This window comes from Nonomuraea sp. NPDC048882 (genome assembly GCF_040649755.1).
Lineage (GTDB): Bacteria > Actinomycetota > Actinomycetes > Streptosporangiales > Streptosporangiaceae > Nonomuraea > Nonomuraea maheshkhaliensis.
This window is the reverse complement of record NZ_JBEZGB010000001.1, coordinates 77,159-99,869: the sequence shown is the minus strand read 5'-3', so window position 1 is coordinate 99,869 and position 22,711 is coordinate 77,159. Positions and strand designations below refer to the sequence as shown.

Genomic DNA, 22,711 nt, shown 5'->3' with positions numbered 1-22,711 from the left:
CCCATGATGGCCGATCACACAGGTTCGCCGGTCAGCCGCTCGACCGGGACGTACGGCTCGCTCAGCCCGAACGCCTCCGGGCCGAAGCAGGCCAGCGCCTCAGGGGTGCGCATGATGCCGGGCGTCGAGATCGCGTAGACGGCGAGCCGCTGGCCGTAGGCGAGCGCCTCCGTGGTGACCGGCTGCCCGGTCTCGCTGTTGAGGGTGCAGATCAGGTCGGGCACGATCGCGGCCACGCGCCCGCCGCGGCGGGCGATCAGGTGCTCGTTCTGGAACGTGATCACCATCTCGTCGGCCGGATCGTCGTTGGCCGCCAGCGTGACCGTGCCGCGGGCGAAGCCGCCGGTCGTGCGGCGGTCGACGTCCACCACCTTGCCGGTGAACAGCACGATGCCGTGCGTGTAGATCGTGCCGGCCAGCGCCTCGCTCAGCCGCTCGAACGGGTCGGCGTGCTCGGCGCGGGCCACGCGCAGCGCGGCGCCGAGCTTCATGGCGAGGGAGAGCGTCCCCGGGATGGCGGTGCGGCGGACGGTCGCCGCGTCCATCGGGTAGTCGCAGATGTAGGCGGCCCCGCCCATCTCCACGGTCATCACCCGGGCCAGCCGCTCCATGCGCAGGTTGTCCACGGCGTCGATGATGCCGCTGTCGCCGTGGTCGGAGGCGATCGACATGGGCGAGCCCGGCACCCCGTACACGGCGAACGTCTCCATCTGCAGCTCGGGGAAGGCCCGGCCCATGCCGTCGGCGTCCACCACGGGCAGCCCGGTCTGGGCGCCGAGCAGCAGCGGCATCATGGAGTTGATCCCGCCGCACTCGATCGGCATCGTGGCGGCCGCCGTACGGCCCAGGTGCCGTTCCAGCGCCCGCAGCGCGATCACGTTGCCCGCCCCCGACGGCGCCTTCTCCACGAACACCGTGGGAGCGCCCATCATGGCGCTGGGCAGCACGAGCGCGTCGTCGGGCAGCTCGTCCACGCCGATGACGCGGATGGTGCGCCCGGCGCGGAGCTGCTGTTCCACCAGCAGCCGGCCGATGTACGGATCGCCGCCGCCGCCCGTGCCCAGCACGGCGGCGCCCTCGGCGAGGTCCCGCAGCCCTTCGACGGTCAGCTCGTAGCCCACTGCTGCTCCTGTTCCTCGTCTGGGGACGTCTTCGCGCTCAGGTCCAGATCGCCGACCGCTTTGACCCGTACGCGCACGGCGTTGCCGGGCAGGTAGGGCACGTGCACCTCGTTGACGTCGACGATCCGCACGCTGTCCGGTGCGGCGCCCGCCGCGACGGCCCGTTCGACGGCCTCGGCGCGGGCCTGTTCGAGGACGTCCTCGCGGGTGACGGAGGGCGTGACGGCGAACAACCGGTCCACGTCCCCGCCGATCTGCCCGATCGCGGCGCCGATGGCGTTGGCCACCGCGCCGTGCTCCGGCCGGTGCGTCGCGGGGATGCCGGGCAGCTCGGACGGCATCAGCACGCCGCCGCCGCCCACGATGACCACCGGCAGCGGCTCGGGGGTGACCCGCATCCGGTCCACCAGGTCGGCGACCGTCGCGGACATCCGGGCCACACCGCGGCGGACCAGCTCGGGGTCCAGGCCGCGGACGAGGGAGGTGTCGCCGACGTCGGCCAGCCCGGCGGCCACGGCCAGGTCGGTCGCGGTCAGCACCTGGCCGCCGAACACCAGCGCGTGCTCGGTGAGCTGGTAGCCGACGCTGTCGGGGCCGATGTCCGGCTCCGGCGTGCCGGTGACCCGGCTGCCGCCGCCCAGCCCGATCGACAGCACGTCCGGCATGCGGAAGTTCGTCCGTACGCCGCCGATGTCGACCTCGCCGCTCGCCTGCCGGGGATAGCCGCCGGACAGCATGCCGACGTCGGTGGTCGTGCCGCCGATGTCGACCACCGCGCAGTCGCTCAGCCCCGACAGGAACGCCGCGCCGCGCATGCTGTTGGTGGGGCCGGACGCGAACGTGCGCACCGGGTAGCGGCGGGTGTGCCCGGCGTCCATGAGCGTGCCGTCGTTCTGCGACAGGAACAGCGGCGCGCTCACACCGACCGTGGCCAGGGCCTGGGCGAAGGCGTCCACGATCTCGCCGGCGAGATCGCGCAGGCAGGCGTTGACGATGGTGGCGTTCTCGCGTTCCAGCAGCCCGATTCGGCCGATCTGATGCGAGAGGCTGACGTGCAGGTGCGGCAGCTCCGCGAGCAGGATCGCCGCCGCCTCCTCCTCCAGCTCGGCGTTGACGGGGGAGAAGACCGAGCTGATGGCGACGGTACGGATGTCCCGCGCGGCCAGGTCGGCGGCCGCGCGCTTGAGCTCGTCCGGGTCGAGCGGTGAGATCGGGCGGCCGTCGAACTCGTGGCCGCCGTGGCACAGGTGCACGCTCGGGCGGATCGCCGCCACCAGCCGCTCCGGCCAGTCGACCAGCGGTGGCAGGGCGGCGGTCGCCGGCAGCGCCAGCCGGACGATCCCGGTGGGCGCCAGCCGGCGGCCGGTCACCAGGGCGTTGGTGAAGTGCGTGGTGCCGATCATGACGCCGTCGACGGCGCTCCGGTCGACGCCGCCGCCGTCGAGGAGGCGCCGCGACGCGGTGACGATGCCCCCGGTCACGTCGGCCGTGGTCGCGGCCTTGACCTCGGCGACCACCGTGGACCCGTCCATGAGGACGGCGTCGGTGTGGGTGCCGCCCACGTCGATCCCAACGCGCACGAAGAACTCCTGTCTGAAAGGGGGCGAAGCGGGGGTCGGGTCAGGCGGAGGTGGTGGTGCGGGAGGGGGAGCCGGTGAGGTGGAGGCGGCCCGCGGCGGCGTACAGGACGAACGCGACGAGCAGGGCGTTGAGCGCGGGGATGCCCCACGTCAGATAGTGGCCCACGAGGGAGGAGACGAGCCAGATCACCAGCGCGGCCGGAACCCAGCCGGGCGCGGACGCGGGCAGCTCTCCCGAGGCGCGGGAGGCGTCGAGTTCGGCGCGCCAGTGGCGCACCACGTAGTACTCGGCGACCATGATGCCCGCGATCGGGGGGATGGCCACGCCGAGCAGGGTGAAGAAGCCGATGAGGTGGTCGAGGATGCCGGCCGCGGCCAGACCCGTGCCGACGACGCCGAGTGCGACGGTGACGACCGCGCGGTTGGCTCGCATGCCGAACGCGGTGTGCAGGGCGTTGGTGGTGCCGAGGCTGGCGGCGTACAGGTTCCAGTCGTTGATCTTGAGGGTGGCGCTGACGAGCACGATCGTGCCGACGGCGCCGGAGGTGGTGGTGACGATGGCGATCACGTCGCCAGTGCGCAGCGCGTGCGCCAGCAGCACGCCGACCAGGGCGATCACGTACTCGCCGAGCGTGATGCCGAGCACGGTCTGCTTGACGACGTCGGCGGCGCTGCGGTTCCACCGGGTCATGTCCGGCGAGATGACCGCGCCGACGATGAAGCCGCCGGCCACGATGGTGGTGGCCTGGGCCAGGCTCAGGGCCGGTCCTGGCGGCGCCGAGGCCATCAGGCTGCCCAGGTCCTGCCTGCCCAGCTCGACCGCGATGGCCCAGCCGGCCAGCGCGAGGAACGCCGGTACGGTGATCCACGCGGTCCAGGCCATGCCGGCGAACCCGTGCACGACGATGGCGGTGATGGCGAGCCCGGACAGGATCGCCCACACCCACACCGGAGGTCCGCCGAGGAGGGAGGCGAGCCCCTGGGCGAGGACGCCGGACTGCACGCCGAACCAGCCGAGCAGGCACACCGCGATCACCACGCCGATGATCCCGGAGCCGTACCGGCCGAAGCCCGACCAGCGGGCGAGCACGGCGGTGGACAGGCCCTCGCGCATGCCGGCGATGCCGATCGCGATGGCCACCACTTCGAGGATGACCGCGCCGAGGGTGATGGCGAGCACGGCGTCCCAGAAACGCATGCCCATGCCGAGTGTGGCGCCGAGCAGGAACTGCGACAGCGCGGACAGCATGCCGAACCGTTGTACGGCGACGGTGAGCCAGCCGTAGCGGGCCTGCTGGGGGACCCGCTGCAGTGCGTAGTCGTCGCGGGCTAACCCGTCGTCGGAAGCCGTGCCATCTTGCGCCGCCGTATCCGTCATGTCGGCCATCTCCTCCCCTTCTGTGTGCCCGATGGAGGACCCCGATAGGAAAAGACGTTAGGTGGCGCAAGCGATCACGTGAATAGCCGGAGAGCTTTTTGCTCCTTTCGTCGCGCGGGCATCGGGCTTCTCACCAGGCGCTTCAGGCGAGTGTGATCCGGACGTCGTGGTGGCCGGTGAGGTCCGCCGGGATCAGGTCCGCCTCGCGTCCGTCGAGGCGGACGTCCCGTACGCGTGTGCCGCCCCCTGAGACGGTGAGGTCCAGGGTCATGTGGCGGTAGCGCAGGCCGCTCAGCGTGGCCTCGGTCCAGTGCGCGGGCATGGCGGGGGAGAAGCGCAGTCCTTCCGGCTCGAACCTGAGCCCGAACAGGCCGTGGTGCACCAGGCCGAGCAGGGTGGTGGCCGACCAGGTCTGGTCGGGCTCCGACGGCCATGGCCTGCCCTGCTGCCAGCCGCCGTCGGGCACGCCGGTGATCGCGTGGTAGACCTCGTACAGCCCACCCGCGCTGGCCGGGCCACCGTCGGTCGTAGCCGCGTCGGCCGGGACGCCGGTGAACAGGCCGAGCAGGTCCGTCAGCGTTTCGAGGAAGCGGTCCGGATGACCGCCGCGCGCCATCGCGTCGCCCCACACGCCCATCACCATCGGCCAGCAGATCGCGTTGTGGCGGCCTGGACGTTCCTGGCTGTACCGGTCGAAATGCGGCCAGACGTTGACCACGCCGCGCGGCTCGCGGTGCGTGTTCGCCGCGACGAGGGCCGCCCGCCGCTCGTGCGCCACCCCGAACAGGATCGCCATGGCCAGCCCCAGGGCCTCCTGGTGCGGATCCAGGCGGCCGTCCTCGTGCAGGAAGTAGCCGTACAGGCCGGCGTCCTCCCGCCACAGCCACCGGTTCACCGCGGCGGCCGTGGCGTCGGCCCGCTCCAGGTGGGGTCGCGCGTCGGCGCCGAGCGCGGCCGCCATCCGGCCGAGCGCCCGGTGCGCCCCGGCGTAGACGGCGTTGGTGGACAGGCACATGATCCGGTGCGCCTCCGGGTAGTCCAGCACGAAACTGGAGCCGATGGCGGGGTCGTTGGGCGGCTCCGGGTAGCCGGAGATGCCGTCCTGCATGACGGAGCCACCGCGATAGAGCCCGTACCTTCCGTCGAGCCGCTCCTTGTCCAGGACCTCCATCGTCGCCGCGGCGATCGGGTACGCGCGGGCCAGGAACTCCTCGTCGCCGGTCACCAGCACGTGGTTCCAGGCGGCGACGGCCCAGATGATCTGGTCCCACCACTGGTCGTCCTGCTGGACGAGCCCCCCGTCGGTGACGGCCATGAGGGTGTCGCGGGCCGCGTCCGGTGACAGGAGGCTGGCGGCGTACCAGGAGTTGATCGAGGCGTCCCTGGTCCACGGGGTCGGATAGCCGCCGCCGGCGCGGATGATCCCGCCGATCGTGTTGACGTCGAGCAGGTTGCGCAGGGCGGCCTCGTAGACCGCGACGAGTTCGGACTGGGGGCAGGTCAGCACGGTCCTCTGGGGCATTTCCGGAGGATACCCACGATGACCGGCCCGCTCCCGGGACACCGCGATCGGCGGCCGGGGAGCGGCCCGGCCGGATGGACAGTTCCGATCCTGTCGAGACGAGTTTCGAGACGTCGCGATCCGTGCGACGGGTGCCGGAACCCATCCGTCGGCCCGGCATATCCCCATGTCGAAAGGCCATCACCCGCCAGACCGCCGCCGTCCGACGCCGATGGACACCCGGACGGCGGTCCGGCATCCTGCGACCACCACGGTCGAAAGTTCCGAAACTGTTGACGTCAAGTGTTCGTGACATCTACCGTTACAACGATCGAGTCAAGACCTGAGCAGCACGTTGCCGGACGAGTACGCCGTCTCCTCGTTCACCGGCCGGCTGCGAGGGCGACCGGAGGGGGCAGATGAGAGCCGCGCTGCTGGAACACGTCGGATCCCCCCTTGCCGTCCGCGAACTACAACTCGACCCGCCGCACGCGGGAGAGGTCCTGGTCCGGGTCGAGGCGGCGGGCGTCTGCCACAGCGACCAGCACTACCTGACCGGCGACCTGCGCGCCCCGCTCCCGGTCGTGCCGGGGCACGAGGGCGCCGGCGTGATCGAGGAGGTCGGCCCCGGCGTCACCGGGGTGAAGCCCGGTGACCGGGTCTGCCTGATGTGGCGGCCCCGGTGCGGTCAGTGCCCCTACTGCCTGGCAGGACGGCCCGCCCTGTGCGAGGCGGCGGGCATCCAGGCCAGTTCGGGCGGCCTGCTCGACGGCACCACCCGGCTCAGGGACGGCGACGCACGCGTCCATCACCTGCTGGGCGTGTCCTGCTTCGCCGAATACTGCGTGGTCTCCGAGCGCGCCGTGGTGCCCGTTCCGTCCGACGTGCCGCCCGAGATCGCGGCCATCGCCGGGTGCGCCGTCATCACCGGCGTCGGCGCGGTGCTCAACGCCGTGGGAGAGTGCGCGGGCGACGCCATCGTGATCTTCGGCGCGGGCGGCGTCGGGCTGTCGAGCGTGCTCGGCGCCCGGCTGGCCGGCGCGAACCCGATCATCGTCGTCGACGTCGTCCCCGAACGCCTCGCCATGGCGGCCCGGCTCGGCGCCACGCACACCGTGGACGCCTCCAGCCAGGACGTCGCCGCCGCCATCAGGGCCGTCCGGCCGCGCGGCGCCGAATGGGCGATCGAGGCCATCGGCCGGCCTGCCACGCTGGAGACGGCCATCGACGTGCTCCGCCCCGGCGGCACGCTGGTGGCGGTCGGCCTGGGCGCGGTCGGCACGACGTTCGCGGTCCCGCTGAACCTGCTGGTGCAGCGGGAGAAGCGGGTGGTGGGCAGCCTGTACGGCTCCGCCAACCCGCTCATCGACCTGCCCCGGATCTTCGACCTCTACCTCGCGGGCCGCCTGCCGCTCGACGCGCTCATCGGCCGGAGCTACCCGCTGGACCACGTCAACACGGCCTTCGCCGACCTGGCCGGCGGCTCGGTCGGCCGAGGAGTGCTACTGCCCTGGGGGTCGCCATGACCATCGCACCACAAGCCGCCGAGGCCGCCGAGGCCGGGAAGCCGCGCTACGCCGTCTACCCCAGCCTGCGCGACCGCGTCGCCTTCGTCAGCGGCGGCTCGACCGGGCTGGGCTCGGAGTTCGTCGCCGCCCTCGCCGCGCAGGGCGCCCGCGTCGGTTTCGCGGACATCGACGCCGAGGGTGCCGAACGGCTGCTCGCCCGGATCGCCGAGCTCGACTGCCCGAAGCCCGTGTTCGTCCCCGCCGACGTGCGCGACGTCGAGCAGGTACGCGCGGCGGTGGCGGCGGTGGAGACGGAGCTCGGGCCGATCTCGATCCTGGTCAACAACGCCGCCAACGACGAACGCCACGACAGCGCGGCCGTGGACGAGGCGTTCTGGGACAACGGGATGGCGGTCAACCTGCGCCACCACTTCTTCGCCATCCAGGCGGTCACCGCCGGCATGCGCGAGCTCGGCGGCGGCTCGATCATCAACCTGGGCTCGATCAGCGCGCACGCGGACTTCGTCGGGCTGCCGGTCTACATCGCGGCCAAGGCCGCCATCGAGGGCATGACCCGCACCCTGGCACGGGAGGTGGGCCCCGACCGGATCCGGGTCAACTGCGTCATCCCCGGCTGGGTCCTCACCGAACGGCAGCTCGCGCTGTGGGCCACACCCGAGACGCTGGAGAAGGTACGCGGGGCCCAGTCGCTGCGCGAGCACGTCATGCCCGCTGACGTGGCACGCATGGTGTTGTGGCTGGCGGCCGACGACAGTGCGATGTGCACGGGCCAGAACTGGATCGTCGACGGCGGATGGATGTGAACGCGGTGACCCGGCGTCCGGCGCGCCTGCGCGCGGGTTCCAGGTGGCCGGCGCGTCGCGGTCGTACCGGCGTTCGCGAGGTTCGGTCCGGCTGTCTCACGGCCCCTACGATGGTAGCTGCGACAGTGAAGCCCGGTTTCCGCAATGGAGCATGTCTTGGTGTCTGACTCAGTCGAACGGCGGGTCACCGTCGCCGATATCGCCGCCGCGGCCGGCGTCTCGCGCGCCACCGTGTCGAAGGTGCTCAACGGTCGCGCGGACGTGGCGCCGGCCACGCGGGCCCAGATCGAAACGATGCTGGTCGAACGCGGCTACGTCCCCACCAAACGCACGAAGCGCGCCGTGGCGGCGGGCCGGCGCGGCGGCCTGATCGAGATGCTCTTCAACGACGCGAGCACGCCCTGGGCCGCCGAGATGATCCGCGGCGGGGAGGCGGCTGCGCGGGCCGCGCGGGTCGGCATCGTCGTCTCGGTGCTCGACAGCGGGCCGAGACGGGCCCAGCAGTGGCTGGAGGACGTCTCCGACCGGGGCTCGCGCGGCATCGTCCTCGCGCTGTCGGAGCTGTCGCCGGCCGACCACAAGCGGATCGCGCAGCTCGGCGTGCCGGTGATCCTCGTCGATCCGGTCGGCGACGTCGACTCCGACGACCCGTCGATCGGCGCGGGCAACTGGGGCGGCGGGCTGGCCGCCACCCGGCACCTGATCGAGCTCGGCCACCGGCGCATCGCGGCGATCACCGGGCCGATGCGCTTCCTGTGCAGCCAGGCCCGCCTGGCCGGCTACCGGGCCGCGCTGGAGCGGGCGGGCATCCCGCCGGACGACGGGCTCGTCGAGCACGGCGACTTCCACTACTCCTCCGGTCTGAAGTCGGCGCTGACCCTGCTCGACCTGCCCGACCCGCCCACGGCGATCTTCGCCGCCAACGACGAGCAGGCGACCGGCGTCTACGCCGCGATCCAGCAGCGGGGCCTGTCCGTGCCCCACGACATGAGCGTGGTGGGCTTCGACGACGTGCCGGTGGCGCAGTGGATCTCACCGCCGCTGACGACGGTGCGGCAGCCGATCGCCGAGCTGGGCGCGCTGGCCATCCGCACCCTCCTCGCCCACGAGGAGGGCGCCGACCTGCCGCAGGGCCGCGTCGAGCTGTCCACGAAACTGATCGTCCGCGCCAGCACCGCCCCACCCGCCCGCTGAGGCGGGCGACGGCTCAGGCGCGCGGGCCGACCGGGTCGTCCAGTTCGCGGGCGAAGTGGCAGGCGGCCCGGTGCGCGTGCGCGGCCGTGGCGGCCGGTTCCGTGGTCACGCAGATCTCCCGCTCCGGGTGCGCGGCCGGCCCGATCGGGCAGCGCAGCCGGTAGGCGCATCCTCCCGCCGAGGCCGGATCGGTGACCGCTGACGCCTCCACGTCGGCCTCCGACAGCAGCCGGCGCTGCCCGATCTCCGGTACGGCCGCCAGCAGGGACCGCGTGTACGGATGCTCGGGCCGCCCGATGACCTCGTCCACGGCCCCGTACTCGACGATGCGGCCGTCGAACATCACGGCCAGGTCGTCGCACATGTACTCCACGACGGCGAGGTTGTGACTGATGAAGATCATGGTCAGCCCCAGCTCGGCCCGCAGCCGGCGGAGCAGGTTCAGCACGACCGCCTGCACCGACACGTCCAGCGAAGCGGTCACCTCGTCGGCGATCACCACGTCGGGACGGGCCGCGAGCGCCCTGGCGATGGCCACCCGCTGCCGCTGACCGCCGGACAGGTCGCCGGGACGGGACCTGGCGACGGCGGGATCGAGCGAGACCAGGTCGAGCAGCTCGGCCACCCGCGCCGAGGCGTCCCGCCCGCGCACCCCCGTGAGCCCCTCCGTCACGCACTGCTCCACGGTGAAACGCGGGTCCAGCGAGCTGCGCGAGTCCTGGAAGACGAGCTGCACCCGGCGGCGCGCCTGACGGGACGACAGGTCGGCGCCGTCGATCCGCATGCTGCCCGTGGCCGGCGTCAGCCCGACGAGGGCGCGGGCCACCGTGCTCTTGCCCGAGCCCGACTCGCCCACGAGGCCGAGTACGGAGCCAGCGGCGACGTCGAAGGAGACGCCGCGGACGGCCGTGACGGAGCCGTACCGGACGGTGAGGTCCTCGACCGACAGAGCGGCCATCAGATCGACACTCCTTCGCTGGTCAGCGCGTCGGGAACGGCCGTCAGGGCGTCGGAGGCGGTCATCAGATCGTCGCTCCTTCGCTGGTCGGCACGTCCCCGGGTTCGGTGAGCGGATGCCAGCAGGCGGCGCGGCGGCCGTCGGCCAGCTCGCGCAGGGGCGGGCGGCTGGACAGGCAGGTGGCGTCGGCGCGGGGGCAGCGCGCCGCGAAGTAGCAGCCGGGCAGATCGGTGTCAGGGCCCGGCATGCGGCCGTCGATGGCGACCAGCGGCCGGCTCTTGTCCAGCCCCATGCGCGGGCTGGCCGCGAGCAGCACCGACGTGTACGGGTGCGCGGGCGAGTCGAGCAGATCGGCCGTCGTCGCCTCCTCCACGATGAAGCCCGCGTACATGACGATGATCCGGTCGCAGAGCTCGGACACGACGGCGATGTCGTGCGAGATGAACAGCAGGCCCGCCTCCGTCCGCGCGCCGAGCCGGTCGACCAGCCGCAGGATCTGCCGCTGCACGGTGACGTCGAGCGCGGTGGTCGGCTCGTCCGCGATGAGCAGCCGCGACTCGCCCATCAGGCCGATGGCGATGCCGACCCGCTGCTTCATGCCGCCGGACAGCTCGTGCCGGTGCTGCTCGAAGCGGCGGGCCGGGTCGGTGATGGCCACCGCGCGCAGCGCGTCCAGCGCCTTGCGCTTGGCGTCCGGCTTGCTCTCGCCCAGGTGGATGACGGCCGGTTCGACGAGGTGCGTGCCGATCTTGATGGCGGGGTTCAGCGCTTCGCCGGGGTCCTGGAAGACCATGGCCATGTTGCGGCCGAGGACGCGCTGGGTGGCGGCGTCCGGCGCGAGCAGGTCGGCGTCCATGAAGCGCAGCCGCTCCGCCTCCACGTGGCCGGGCTCCTCGATGAGCTGGGCGATGGCGGCGGCGGTCAGGCTCTTGCCCGACCCGGACTCGCCGACGATGCCGACCCGCTCCTTCGGGGCGAGGGTGAAGGACACGTCGCGGACGGGCGTGGTGACGCGGCCGTCCGGCGAGGTGTAGGTGACGCGCAGGTGGCGGACGTCCACGAGCGCGCCGCCGCCGTCCTCCGCCGGGCCGGCCGCCGGCTCCGCCGGGCGCGGCAGGGGGCGCCGGGTGGGCGGCGCGGAGCGGCGGCCGGCGATGAGGTCGGACAGCCGCTCGCCGGCCAGGTTGAACGTCAGGCCGGCCAGCACGATCGCGATGGACGGCGCGATGGCCACACCGGGGGTCACGTAGATACGGGTGAGCCCGTCGTTGAGCAGCCGTCCCCAGTCGTAGACGGGCGGCTGCACGCCCAGCCCGAGGAAGCTCAGACCGGACAGCGCCAGCACCGCCGTCCCGATGTGGATGGTCGAGTACAGGACGATCGGCTCGGCGATGTTGGGGAGGATGTGGCGGAACGTCCGGTAGATCGGGCCTCTGCCCAGCACACGGGACGCCTCGACGTACTCCTTGGACACCACCGACGCCGTGAGCGTCTGCGTGATACGGGCGAAGCCCGGCGCGAACGAGGCGCCCACCGCGAGCACGCTGCCCACCGAGCCGATCCCGAACAGCACTGCGAAGAAGATCGCCAGCAGCAGCGCAGGGAACGCGATCAGCACGTTGATCAGCGCGCCGAGCACGCGGCCCAGGCGGCGCGACATCGCGGACATCAGCCCGAGCCCGATGCCGACGCAGCCGCCCACGATCGTGGCGACCACGGCCAGCACCAGCGAGTTGCGCGTCGCCACGAGCGTCCTGGCCAGGATGTCGCGCCCCAGGTCGTCGGTGCCCATCCAGTGCGCGGCGCTGATCGACTGGTTGGCCTCGGCCACGTTGCTCGCCGACGCGGACTGCCCCCAGATCGACGGGCCGGCGACCGAGAGGAAGACGAACAGCAGGATCAGGAGCAGGGGTACGCCGCCGGACACCAGGCGGCCGGGACGCAGGCCCCGGAAGGCAGCCGTCGAAACGGTCATGTCAGACCTCCCCCAGCCGGGATCGCGGATCGAGCACGCCGAGCACGACGTCCACGACCATGTTGAGCAGCAGGACGGCGGTGCCGAGGACCAGCAGGATGCCCTGGATCAGCGGATAGTCCTTCTGGATGACCGCCTGCGAGATCACCGTGCCGACCCCGGGCCAGCCGAAGACGTTCTCCACCAGCACGGTTCCGGCGATCAGGCCGGCCAGGATCATGGTGCCGTAGGTCAGGGAGGCGGTCATCATGTTCGGCAGCACGTAACGCCAGTAACGCAGGGCCGTCGGCACGCGGCGCGCCTTGGCGGCCCTGACGTACTCCGCGTCCAGCACCTTGAGCGCCTCCACCCTGACGATCCTGGACAGCGAGGCCGCCGGGCCCGCGATGAGCGCCGCGACGGGCAGCACGTACGAGCTGAGCCCCTCGTCGCCCGCCGCGGGAAACGCCTTGATCGTCACCACGAACACGAGGCTGAGCACGGTGGCCAGCACGTAGTCGGGGATCGAGTTGAGCAGGCCGGTCACGTTCACGAACCAGCCGCGCACGTGCCGCCCGCGCCCGCCCCTCGTCCGCACCGCCGTGAGCAGCCCGACCGGCATCGCGATCAGCACGACCAGCAGGAACGCCGGTCCGGCCAGCCGCAGCGTGTTCGGGAACCGGGTGGTCAGCAGGTCGGCCACCGGGGCCTCGGTCACGATGGAGCGGCCGAAGTCGCCGGTCACGACGCCTGCCACGTACCGCCAGAACTGCTCGGGCAGCGGCAGGTCGAGGCCCAGCTCGTGCCGGCGCTGGGCCACCATCTGCGGCGTGGCCTGGTCGCCGAGCGCGGTCTGCACCGGATCGCCGGGGATCAGGTGGACCATGATGAACGTCGCCGCCACCAGGACGAGCAGCGACAGCACGAGCCGGACCAGCCGCCTGCCGGCGAACATCACCCAGCGGCCGGCCCCGGACCGCCGGCGCGCCCCCTCTCGCGCCGGCGGCTCAGCCCCGTCCTGCGCCCCGTCGTGCAAAGGCCGCACCTGCGCGGCCTCGTGGCCCGCGCTCACTGGTACAGCCGCAGGCTCGTCGGCACCGCGAACAGGCCGACGGTCTGCAGCGAGGACTTCGAGGTGTAGAACGGCCGGTTGCCGACGGAGATCGGCAGCACGTCCACCCGCTTCAGCAGCGCCTGGTGCGCCTGCTTCCACAGCTCGCACCCCTCCGCCCCGGAGGCGGCCAGCGCCTTGGCCGACAGGCTGTCGAACTCCTCGTTCTGGATGCTGCCGGTGTTGCGACCGCCCTTGTCAGGGGTCGCGCCGCCCCAGTACGCGGTCATCATGAAGGGGAACTCCAGGTTGATCCCGCTGTAGTAGGCGTCGAAATCCTGCGTGGTGTAGAGCGCTTCGAGGAACGCCGCCTGGGTGAGGCCCTTGAGGTTCGTGCCGATGCCGACGGCCATGAGCTGCTGGCCGATCAGCTCCACCGCGGAGACCGTCTGCGGCGCGCCGACCTGGTAGAGCAGGTTGACGGTCAGCTTCTTGCCGTCCTTGGCACGGATGCCGTCGGCGCCCTTGGCGTACCCGGCGGCGTCGAGCCGCTGGTTCGCCGCGGCCGGGTCGAACGCGGGCAGCGTGCCGGTGGTCTCGTCGCCGGGGCAGGAGACGGGCTTCTCCACCATCATGTTGTCGGCGACCTGGCCGGTGCCGCTGGTGCCGACCTTGGTGACCTGCGCGCGGTCGAGCGCCGCGGCCATGGCCAGTCGCACCTCGGGGTCGGCGAACACGCGGCCCTTGGCCTCGTTCAGGTTCATCTCGCCGACCATCACCGGCACGTCGAACTTCTTCAGCGTGGGGGTGGCGTCCAGGCGGGCGCGGTCGGGGCCGGTGATCTGGGCGGCGTTGATCTGGCCGGAGAGCAGCTGGTTGGCGGAGGTGGACTCGTTCTGCACGAAGGCGATCTTCACCGTCTTCGGGCTGCCCGCCTCCGCGTTCCCTGCCCCCTTCGGGCCCCACGCGTAGCCGGGCCGCGCTTCGAGCGTGTAGTGGTCGCCCGGGACGTAGTCGGTCACCTTGTACGGGCCCGTCCCGTTGGAGGCGTGCTCGATGGAGGCGGGATCCTTCAGCCCCGCCGGGCAGACGATGGGCAGCGAGCCCGCGCCCTCCAGCAGGAACCCGAACGGCGTCTTCGTCTTGACGGTCACGGTGCCCGCCGCGTCGTCCGAGGTCACCGTGTACGGCAGCGGGATGGTGAGGTTGACCCAGGGGGAGAGCGTCTTGGGGTCCTTGACGTAGTCGAAGTCCGCGGCGACGTCACTGGCCTTGAGCGGGGTGCCGTCCTCGCAGGTGACGCCCTTGCGCAAGGTGTAGGTGACCTGGTCGGGCGCCACCTTCCACTCGGTGGCCAGCTGCGGGGCCACGCTGCCGTCGGGCATCCGCCCGACGAGCGTGTCGTAGCTGAAGGCGAAGATCTGCCGGTTGGTGCCGCCCGTGGTCTTGTACGGGTTGATCGTCCCCGGATCGGTGCCGAGGTTCATCGTGAACGTGCCCCCGGAGACGGGAGTGCCGCTGGGGGAGCCGCCGCCACCTCCGCCACCACCGCATCCGCCGAGCAGGACCGAAACCGCCACGATCGTCAGCGCGACCGGATGTTTGCGCTTCATGTCGACCCATTTCTTGGAGGGGGAGGGTGGAGGGAAGGAGAGGAGGAGCCGCCGGAAAGACTTCGGCTGAAGTTTCGAAGCGGTCGGTTCGAGTTTCGACTGCGTTCGAGCCAAGTTACGGCGGCGAAAATACGACGTCAAGACCTCACCCGGCCCTCCGGGCGCCGGATCACCGCTCAGCGCGGCTCTTCAGGACCGACATCGACCTGCGGAGAAGCGGCTCGGGCAGCCCGGCGACCTGGAGGAATGATCCACGGGTATCGCGCTCGGGCGCCGATCGGGTTACGATGACCTGCAGCCACAGTATCGAAACTTCTCCGAAACTAATCCTGACCGCCGGCCCGGCTCACGACCCGAAAGAGAACCGACGTGATCGAGACCCACGACATCGTTCGCCCTCCCGAGGAGCTCGTCAGCGCTCTGGCGGCCATCGGGAGCGCGACCGCGAGCAGCGAGCTCAACCGGCTCGGGGTCCGCAGCGCGCACATCCGCGGCCCGGTCTCGTTCACGCCGGGCACCTGCGTCGCCGGCCCGGCGCTGACCCTGCAGTTCATGCCGAAGCGCGAGGACCTCTACCAGGTCGACGAGTACGCCGAGCCGGAGAAGCAGTTGCACCGGCACGTGCTCTACCACACCCGGCCTGGCGACATCGTGGTGGTGGACGCGCGCGGCGACATGGCCAGCGGCGTCTTCGGCGAGATGATGATGATCTACTTCAAGCAGCGCGGGGGTGTCGGCGTGGTCGTGGACGGCTGCATCCGCGACCTCGGCAAGGTGCGTGAGCTCGGCCTCGGGCTGTGGCTGCGCGGCACGACGCCGAACTTCCACTCGCAGACCGACATCTTCCCCACGGCCGTCAACGTGCCCGTGGCGTGCGGCAACACCGTCGTGGAGCCCGGCGACATCATCGTCGCCGACGACGACGGCGCGGTGGTCGTGCCGATCAAACTCGCCCCTGCGCTGCTGGCGGAGGCGGGCAGCCACGCGGAGTGGGAGGAGTTCTCCCGGCTGCGGCTGTCGCAGGGCGGCGACCTGCGCACCTACTACCCGCTGTCGGAGGAGGCCCGCCCCGAGTACGAACGCTGGCGCGACGCGCAGGCGGGCGGGGACGCCAACGGACAGGACGCCAACGGACAGGGCGCGGACGGCCGGGACGCGGAGAGCCTGGACGTGCGCGCGGGCGGCCGGGACGCGGACGGCGGCGCTTCCGCCTGAGGCGGCGGGCCGAGTGAGAGGATGGCGCGGATGAAGATCGTGGAGCTCGTTCCCTGGCTGATCCGGTCGGGCGGTTCCTACTGGGGTGAGTTCCTGTTCGTCCAGGTCCGCACGGACGAGGGCGTCGACGGCTGGGGCGAGATCACCACCACCACGCGCACGGCCAACCGCGGCATCGCCGCCATGGTGCGTCAGGCCACCGAACTGCTCGTCGGCGACGACCCCGCCAAGATCGAGGACATCTGGCACAAGGTGTTCCGCGCCTTCACCTACATGGGCAGCCGCGGCGCCGGGACGAACGTGACCAGCGCCATCGACATCGCCCTGTGGGACATCCGCGGCAAGGTGCTCGGCCAGCCGGTCTGCGACCTGCTCGGCGGCACCGTACGGGACGACCTGCTCCTCTACACCCACCCCGACCAGAGCCGTTTCGGCACCCGCGACGGGGTCGAGGACGAGATCAGGAAGATCGTCGACTCGGGCCACACGGCCATCAAGTTCGACCCGTTCCCGCACGCGCCCGGCGAGCCGGAGAGCAACGACCGCTACCTCGACGGCCGGCTGAGCCGCGCGCACGAGCGCGAGGCGATGGAGCTGACCGCGCTCATCCGCGAGGTCGCCGGGCCCGACGTGGAGCTGCTGATCGACGCGCACGGCCGGTTCGACGTGCCCACGGCCATCCGGCTCGGCCAGTCGCTGGACGAGGCGGGCGGCATCCACTGGTACGAGGAGCCGGTGCCGCCGGAGAGCTACCACGCGCTCAAGCAGGTGCGCGAGCGGGTCCGGGTGCCGATCTCGGTGGGGGAGCGGCTGCACACCCGGTGGGACTTCGTCCCGGTCCTGGAGAACGGGCTCGCCGACTTCGTCATGCCCGACGTGACCTGGACCGGCGGCATCTCCGAGCTCAAGAAGATCGCCACCATGGCCGAGGCGTACTACGTGCCGGTGTCTCCCCACGACGCGAGCGGTCCTGTCAACCTGGTCGCCGGCGGCCACGTGATGATCACCGTGCCGAACTTCTACCGCATCGAGTCGAGCGGTCACGACCTGGCGGCCTACAACCGGTTCCTGCGCACGCCGCTGGACAACAGCGGCGGCAGGCTCAAGTTGCCGGCGGGCCCCGGGCTCGGACTGGACTTCGACATCGACTACCTGCGCGCCCACGCCCAGGACGGCTTCGGCGGCTGAACCCCGCCCTGACCCGGCGCACGGACGGCGCGGGCGGGACGCGAGAAACCCCTCGCACGGCGAGGGCGGGACGCGAAGAAAGGACGAGGAGCATGCTCACCAAGCGCCCCCTGGGCTCCACCGGGCTGATGGCCCCGCCGCTGTGCATCGGCACCAGCGCGATCGGCAGCATCCCGGGCATCTACGGCTACGAGGTGGACCGCGACCAGGCCCTGCGCACGCTGCGGGCGGTGTTCGACGGGCCGATCCGGTTCCTGGACACCTCCAACAGTTACGGCGGCGGGGAGAGCGAGAGACGGATCGGCGTGGTGCTGCGCGAGATCGGCGGCGTGCCGGCGGACTTCCTGCTGAGCACCAAGGTCGACCCCGACGCGAGCGGCGACTTCTCCGGCGCGCGGGTCAGGGCGTCGCTGGCCGAGAGCATGGAACGGCTCGGCATGGACCACCTGCCGCTCGTCTACCTGCACGACCCGGAGCGCATCACGTTCGACCAGGCCACGGCCCCCGGCGGCCCGGTCGAGGCGCTCGTCCAGGCACAGGAGGAAGGGCTCGTCGGCCACCTCGGCGTGGCCGGCGGGCCGGTCGACATGCTGCGGCGCTTCGTGAACCTCGGCGTGTTCCAGGCGGTCATCACGCACAACCGGTTCACGCTGCTCGACCGGTCGGCCGAACCCCTGCTCGACCAGTGCGCCGAGGCCGGCGTGGCCGTGCTCAACGCCGCGCCGTTCGGCGGCGGCATGCTCGTCAAGGGCCCCGACACGGCTCCGCGGTACGCGTACCGGATGGCGTCGGACGAGGTCAAGGAGAGCGCCGCCGGGATGTGGCGCGCCTGCGAACGGGCCGGGGTGCCGCTGGCCGCCGCCGCGCTGCAGTTCTCCATGCGTGACCCGCGGATCAGCACGACCGTCGTCGGCATCACCAGGCCTGAACGCCTCGCGCACACGCTGGAGCTCGCCTCGCTCGACATCCCCGGCGACCTGTGGGCCGAACTGGACAAGCTGACTCCGCCGAGCGGGACGTGGTTGCGTTGACGAAGACCTACAGGCCGGGGCCGCTGCGGTGGGGGATCATCGGTACCGGCGGCATCGCCGGGCAGTTCGCCGACGACCTGCGCCACTCCGACGAGGGAGAGCTGGTCGCGGTGGCCTCCCGCTCCACCGCGCGGGCCGAGGCGTTCGCCGCGCGCACCTCCGCGCCCCGCTGCCACGGCACCCACGCGGCGCTGCTGGAGTCGGACGACATCGACGCCGTCTACGTCGCGGTGCCGCACACCGCGCACAGGGACGTGGCGGTGGCGGCGATCGAGGCCGGCAAGGCCGTGCTGGTGGAGAAGCCGTTCACGGTCAATCGCGCCCAGGCGGAGGAGCTGGTGAAGCTGGCCCGCTCGCGCGGCGTGTTCCTGATGGAGGCCATGTGGACGCGCTTCCTGCCGCACATGGTCCGGATCAGGGAACTGCTCGCGCAGGGGCGGCTCGGGGACGTCAGGCTGGTGACCGCCGAGCACGGCGTGTGGTTCCGGCGGAACCCGGCCCACCGGATGTTCGACCCGCACCTCGGTGGCGGCGCGCTGCTCGACCTGGGGGTCTATCCGCTGTCCTTCATGTCCATGGTGCTCGGCCGTCCCTCGTCCGTGCTGGCCTCCTCGCACGCCGGCGACACCGGGGTGGACGCGCAGACCGCCGTCGTCCTGGGGTATGACGAGGGCCGCCAGGCGGTGGCGACCACCTCCATGGAGGCGTGGCTGCCCAACCGGGCGACGATCGCGTGCACCGAGGCGCGCATCGACATCGACACCATGTGGTACCGCGCGACCACGTTCACGCTGACCACGCGCGGCGGAGCGACCGAGCGTTACGAGTTTTCGGTGCCGGGCAGCGGGCTGCGCTTCCAGACCGAGGAGGTGGCGCGGTGCGTGCGCGCGGGCCTGCTGGAGAGCCCGGTGCTGCCGTCGGACGAGGTCTGCCAGATCATGGGCACGATGGACGAGGTACGCGCCCAGATCGGGCTGCGCTATCCCGGCGAATGACGCACATACGGCCGGCGTTCGTGTCGCGGCGCCGGCCGAATGACGCGGGTACCGGCCGTCGTGCTGGCGACCGAATGACGCGCATCCGGCCGACGCCCCCTGCGGGCGCCGGCCGGACACACGGCTCTATCAGCCCTGGCTGACTGTCGCCTCCATCACCCGGTCGAAGCCGACGTACCGCCGCGGACCGGTCATCGAGACCTCGATGACCTCGCGGATGTCGGCGCTGGACGCCCCCACCCGTAGTTCGACCGCGCCCGAATCGACCTGCCGCCGCCCCGACGCGCCCGTGTAGGAGGTCTGGTCGGCGTGCAGCGTGATCGTCACCTCGCGCGTCTCCCCGGGCGCCAGATCCACCCGGGGCGCGGCGAGCAGCGACTGCACGGGTCTGGCCACCTCGGCGACCGGGTCGTGCAGGTACACCTGGACGACCTCGGACACCGTGCCGGCCGCGCCGTTCCGCAGCGTGACCCGCACGTCGAAGGTGCCGTCCGTGGCCCACGTCCCCGACGGGTCCGAGGCGACGGCCGTCCACTCGATCGGGGTGTAGGAGAGGCCGTGGCCGAAGGCGAACAGCGGCGTCGGGTCCACGGTGCTCACCTTGCTGCGCCGGGCCAGCGGCGCGGCGAGGTAGGTGGCGGGCTGGTTGCCGCCGGAGCCGGGGAAGCTCACCGGCAGCCGTCCCATGGGATCGGTCCGGCCGGACAGCACGTCGGCCAGGGCGTGCGCGCCCTCCTCGCCGGGGAAGAACCCGCACACCACGGCCGCCAGCCGGTCCACCTGCCGCTCCAGCTCGTACGGCCGCCCGACCAGCAGCACCAGCACGACCGGCGTGCCGGTGGCGAGGACGGCCTCCAGCAGCTCCTCCTGCCGCCCGGGCAGGCGCAGGCTCGTCGCGTCGCAGCCCTCGCCCGAGGTGCCGCCGCCGAACAGCCCCGCCTGGTCGCCGAGCACGGCCACGCAGACGTCCGCGTCCGCCGCCAGCCCGGCCGCGGCGGCGATCCCGGCGTCGTCCCCGCCGGTCACGGGACATCCCTGCTCGTAACGGACGTCGTAGCCGGCCGCGTCGCCGCGCAGCGCCTCGACCAGCGTCGGCACCTCGATGCCGAGGCCCACGCCGGGGTGGTGCACGCCGACGTGCATCGGGAACGAGTAGCAGCCCATCATGGCCTGCGGAGTGTCGGCGCGCGGCCCGACGACGGCCAGCCGCAGGCCCGGCGCCAGCGGCAGTGTCCCGGTGTTGCGCAGCAGCACCACGGACCGGCGGGCCAGCTCCCCGGCCAGGGCCCGGGCCTCCGCGTCGTCCAGCACGACGTCACCCGACTCGGCGTCCTCCTCGGCGTCGAGCACGTCGGGCTCCGGCGTCCAGTCCTCGTCCAGCAGGCCGAGCCGGGCCTTCTGCCACAGCACACGCCGCAGGGCACGATCGACCAGGGCGACGTCCACCTCGCCGCGCTCGACCGCCTCGACCAGGGGCGGGCCGTAGCAGTGCACGGTGGGCAGCTCGACGTCGATCCCGGCCGCGAGCGCCAGCCCGGCCGCCTCGCCGGGTGAACCCGCCACGTTGTGCAGGGTCTGCAGGAACGCGATCGAGAAGTAGTCGGCCACGACCGTGCCGGTGAAGCCGTAGGTGTCGCGGAGCAGATCGGTGAGCAGGGCAGGATCGGCCGCGACCGGCATCCCGTCCACGTCCGCGTAGGAGTTCATCACCGAGTCGGCGCCCGCCCGCAGCGCCATCTCGAACGGCGGCAGCAGCACGTCGGCGATCTCGCGGCGGCCGGCCGACACGGGGGCCAGGTTGCGGCCGCCCTTCGACGCCGAGTAGCCGACGAAGTGCTTGAGCGTGGCCAGCACGCCCGCCGACTGCATCCCGCGCACGTAGGCGCTGCCGATCGTGCCCACCAGCAGGGGATCCTCGCCGATGGTCTCCTCGACGCGCCCCCAGCGCAGGTCGCGGGCGACGTCCATGACCGGGGCCAGGCCCTGGTGCACGCCGAGCCGCCGCATGGTGGCGCCGATCTGCGCGCCCATGCGTTCGACCAGCGCGGGATCGAAGCTCGCGCCCCAGCACAGCGGGGACGGGTAGACGGCGGCCCGCCAGGCGGCCAGCCCGGTCAGGGTCTCCTCGTGCACCAGGGCGGGGATGCCCCACCGCCCGGCCGCCATGATCTCGCGCTGCGTCTTCGCCAGTGTCGCCGCGCCCGTGCGGACGCCGACGGGAGTGGTGCCGAACGGCCGGGTGAGCTGGCCGAGGCCGTCGCGCACCAGGTCGTCCCACGCGGTGTGCAGCCTAGCGAACTCGTGCTGGTGCGGAGCCATCTCGCTGTCGGCGCCGTCGATGCCCACCCAGACGCCGTAGAGCTGCGCGACCTTCTCGGCCAGGCTCATCCGGGCGACCAGGCTCTCGACGAGCTCCTCGCGGGAGGTGCGGTCACCTGCCATGTCAGTCCACGAATCCTTTCGCCACCCGGCCGCCGTGCCGGGACGATCGCGTCGCCTCTGCGAGCGATCCTGAGTCCATTCCGGTACGCCGCGTCACGGCGCCAGCTTGCGTACCGCGGACACCGCGGCCTGGTGTCCTTCGACGAGGCGGCCGAGCAGCGCGTCCGTCCCGGCGTCGGGGCGGGCGTGCTCGGCGTGCCCGGCCCGCCACTCCAGCAGCCGCCTGGCGCCGGCCGGCCAGGTGATCACCGGACGGAACGCGGGCACGAACCGCTTGATCTTGCTGTTGTCGAACACCGCGCTGTGCGACAGGTCGCCGACGATCAGGCTGGACCAGAACCAGTCGGGAGCCACGATCGGCAGGAACTCCGACGGCAGGTGCAGCAGCCGCGCCTCGGCCCCCGCCGTCTTCGCGATGACGTCGTAGATCTCGTTCCAGGTGAGCACCTCGTCGGAGGTGATGTGGAAGTCCTCGCCGATCGCCGGCCAGTTCCCGGCCAGGCCGACCAGGCCCACGGCGAAGTCCTCGGCGTGCGTCAACGTCCACAGGCTGGTGCCGTCGCCGGGGACGACCAGCTCGTCGCCGCGCACGATCCGGTCCCATGCCGTCCAGTCGCCGGGCAGCGGCGGGCGCGCGTCGTCGTAGGTGTGCGAGGGCCGCACGATGGTGACGGGGAAGCCGCGCTCCTCGTACGCGCGCCGCAGCACGTCCTCGGCGGCGATCTTGTCCTGGGAGTAGGTCGAGTAGGGGTTGTACCGCGTGGTCGACTCCACGATCGGCACCTTGCGCACCGGCTTGTGGTACATCGAGGCGGTGCTGATGTGGATGTACTGGCCGATCCGGCCCGCCAGCAGGTCCACCCAGGCCGCGGCGTCCTCGGCGCCGTAGCTGAGGAAGTTGATCACGACGTCGTACGAGGAGCCGTCGAGGGCGGCGCGCATGGACTCCGGGTCGTGCACGTCGCCGGTGACGGTGGTGACGCCGTCGGGGAGCGGCCGGACACCGGCGGTGCGGCCCCGGTTCAGCACGTGCACATCCATGCCCTGGCGCACCGACTCGGCCACGCAGGACGAGCTGATCGTGCCGGTGCCGCCGATGTAGAGAACCTTCACTACGAGTCTCCGGAATCTGTGAGTCGTCCTGACGCGCTCGGCTCG

General features: G+C 72.1%; 17 protein-coding genes. 7 read left to right on the top strand and 10 right to left on the bottom strand.

The window, feature by feature from the left end; all coding sequences use genetic code 11:
• Positions 1-14: 14 nt before the first annotated feature.
• The 4 genes from AB0C27_RS00455 to AB0C27_RS00440 all read right to left on the bottom strand — a co-directional run bounded on the left by AB0C27_RS00455 (position 15) and on the right by AB0C27_RS00440 (position 5,601).
• Positions 15-1,121 (bottom strand): DUF917 domain-containing protein, encoded by a 1,107-nt coding sequence (locus AB0C27_RS00455; protein ID WP_357835507.1) that lies wholly within the window; start codon positions 1,119-1,121, stop codon positions 15-17.
• Positions 1,106-2,701: a hydantoinase/oxoprolinase family protein gene (locus tag AB0C27_RS00450; RefSeq protein WP_357835504.1), complete on the bottom strand. Its 1,596-nt coding sequence runs from the start codon at positions 2,699-2,701 to the stop codon at positions 1,106-1,108. The genes AB0C27_RS00455 and AB0C27_RS00450 overlap by 16 nt, the downstream gene beginning before the upstream one ends.
• 40 nt (positions 2,702-2,741) lie before the next feature.
• The gene (locus AB0C27_RS00445; RefSeq protein ID WP_357835501.1) at positions 2,742-4,079 is read right to left on the bottom strand and encodes a cytosine permease; all 1,338 of its coding nucleotides are present in this window, start codon (positions 4,077-4,079) and stop codon (positions 2,742-2,744) included.
• A gap of 142 nt (positions 4,080-4,221) precedes the next feature.
• A complete protein-coding gene (locus AB0C27_RS00440; protein WP_357835498.1) occupies positions 4,222-5,601 on the bottom strand; it encodes a glycosyl hydrolase family 65 protein in 1,380 nt (459 codons plus the stop codon).
• A 398-nt stretch (positions 5,602-5,999) separates the two neighbouring features.
• Between AB0C27_RS00440 and AB0C27_RS00435 the strand changes: the two genes are divergently transcribed.
• From AB0C27_RS00435 to AB0C27_RS00425, 3 genes are all read left to right on the top strand, one after another.
• Positions 6,000-7,106 (top strand): Zn-dependent alcohol dehydrogenase, encoded by a 1,107-nt coding sequence (locus AB0C27_RS00435; protein ID WP_357835495.1) that lies wholly within the window; start codon positions 6,000-6,002, stop codon positions 7,104-7,106.
• Positions 7,103-7,912, top strand: a complete 810-nt coding sequence (locus tag AB0C27_RS00430) for an SDR family oxidoreductase (RefSeq protein WP_357835492.1) — start codon at positions 7,103-7,105, stop codon at positions 7,910-7,912. Before AB0C27_RS00435 ends, AB0C27_RS00430 begins: the two co-directional genes overlap by 4 nt.
• A gap of 159 nt (positions 7,913-8,071) precedes the next feature.
• Positions 8,072-9,106 (top strand): LacI family DNA-binding transcriptional regulator, encoded by a 1,035-nt coding sequence (locus AB0C27_RS00425; protein WP_357835489.1) that lies wholly within the window; start codon positions 8,072-8,074, stop codon positions 9,104-9,106.
• Positions 9,107-9,119: 13 nt separating this feature from the next.
• Here AB0C27_RS00425 and AB0C27_RS00420 read toward each other — a convergent pair whose 3' ends face one another.
• The 4 genes from AB0C27_RS00420 to AB0C27_RS00405 form a co-directional block, all read right to left on the bottom strand.
• The gene (locus tag AB0C27_RS00420) at positions 9,120-10,064 is read right to left on the bottom strand and encodes an oligopeptide/dipeptide ABC transporter ATP-binding protein (protein WP_357835487.1); all 945 of its coding nucleotides are present in this window, start codon (positions 10,062-10,064) and stop codon (positions 9,120-9,122) included.
• A gap of 64 nt (positions 10,065-10,128) precedes the next feature.
• Positions 10,129-12,039, bottom strand: coding sequence for a dipeptide/oligopeptide/nickel ABC transporter permease/ATP-binding protein (locus AB0C27_RS00415; RefSeq protein WP_357835484.1), 1,911 nt, complete (start codon positions 12,037-12,039; stop codon positions 10,129-10,131).
• A 1-nt stretch (position 12,040) separates the two neighbouring features.
• A complete protein-coding gene (locus AB0C27_RS00410; protein WP_357835481.1) occupies positions 12,041-13,054 on the bottom strand; it encodes an ABC transporter permease in 1,014 nt (337 codons plus the stop codon).
• Between the two features lie 32 nt (positions 13,055-13,086).
• A complete protein-coding gene (locus AB0C27_RS00405) occupies positions 13,087-14,682 on the bottom strand; it encodes an ABC transporter substrate-binding protein (RefSeq protein WP_357835478.1) in 1,596 nt (531 codons plus the stop codon).
• Positions 14,683-15,051: 369 nt separating this feature from the next.
• On the opposite strand from AB0C27_RS00405, the gene AB0C27_RS00400 reads away from it, so the two are divergent.
• The 4 genes from AB0C27_RS00400 (at position 15,052) to AB0C27_RS00385 (ending at position 19,111) form a co-directional block, all read left to right on the top strand.
• Entirely contained in the window at positions 15,052-15,897 is an 846-nt protein-coding gene (locus tag AB0C27_RS00400) for a hypothetical protein (protein WP_357835475.1), read from the top strand.
• 30 nt (positions 15,898-15,927) lie between these two features.
• A complete protein-coding gene (locus tag AB0C27_RS00395) occupies positions 15,928-17,085 on the top strand; it encodes a mandelate racemase/muconate lactonizing enzyme family protein (protein ID WP_346114658.1) in 1,158 nt (385 codons plus the stop codon).
• A 92-nt stretch (positions 17,086-17,177) separates the two neighbouring features.
• Entirely contained in the window at positions 17,178-18,116 is a 939-nt protein-coding gene (locus AB0C27_RS00390; protein ID WP_357835471.1) for an aldo/keto reductase, read from the top strand.
• Positions 18,113-19,111 carry a Gfo/Idh/MocA family oxidoreductase gene (locus AB0C27_RS00385; RefSeq protein ID WP_357835468.1) on the top strand — a complete coding sequence of 333 codons (999 nt, stop codon included), beginning with the start codon at positions 18,113-18,115 and terminating at the stop codon, positions 19,109-19,111. The genes AB0C27_RS00390 and AB0C27_RS00385 overlap by 4 nt, the downstream gene beginning before the upstream one ends.
• 129 nt (positions 19,112-19,240) lie before the next feature.
• On the opposite strand, the gene AB0C27_RS00380 is transcribed toward AB0C27_RS00385, so the two are convergent.
• Together AB0C27_RS00380 and AB0C27_RS00375 are read right to left on the bottom strand one after the other, a co-directional pair.
• Entirely contained in the window at positions 19,241-21,553 is a 2,313-nt protein-coding gene (locus tag AB0C27_RS00380; RefSeq protein WP_357835465.1) for a glycoside hydrolase family 3 N-terminal domain-containing protein, read from the bottom strand.
• Between the two features lie 93 nt (positions 21,554-21,646).
• Positions 21,647-22,666, bottom strand: a complete 1,020-nt coding sequence (locus tag AB0C27_RS00375; protein ID WP_357835462.1) for an NAD-dependent epimerase/dehydratase family protein — start codon at positions 22,664-22,666, stop codon at positions 21,647-21,649.
• Positions 22,667-22,711 lie beyond the last annotated feature (45 nt).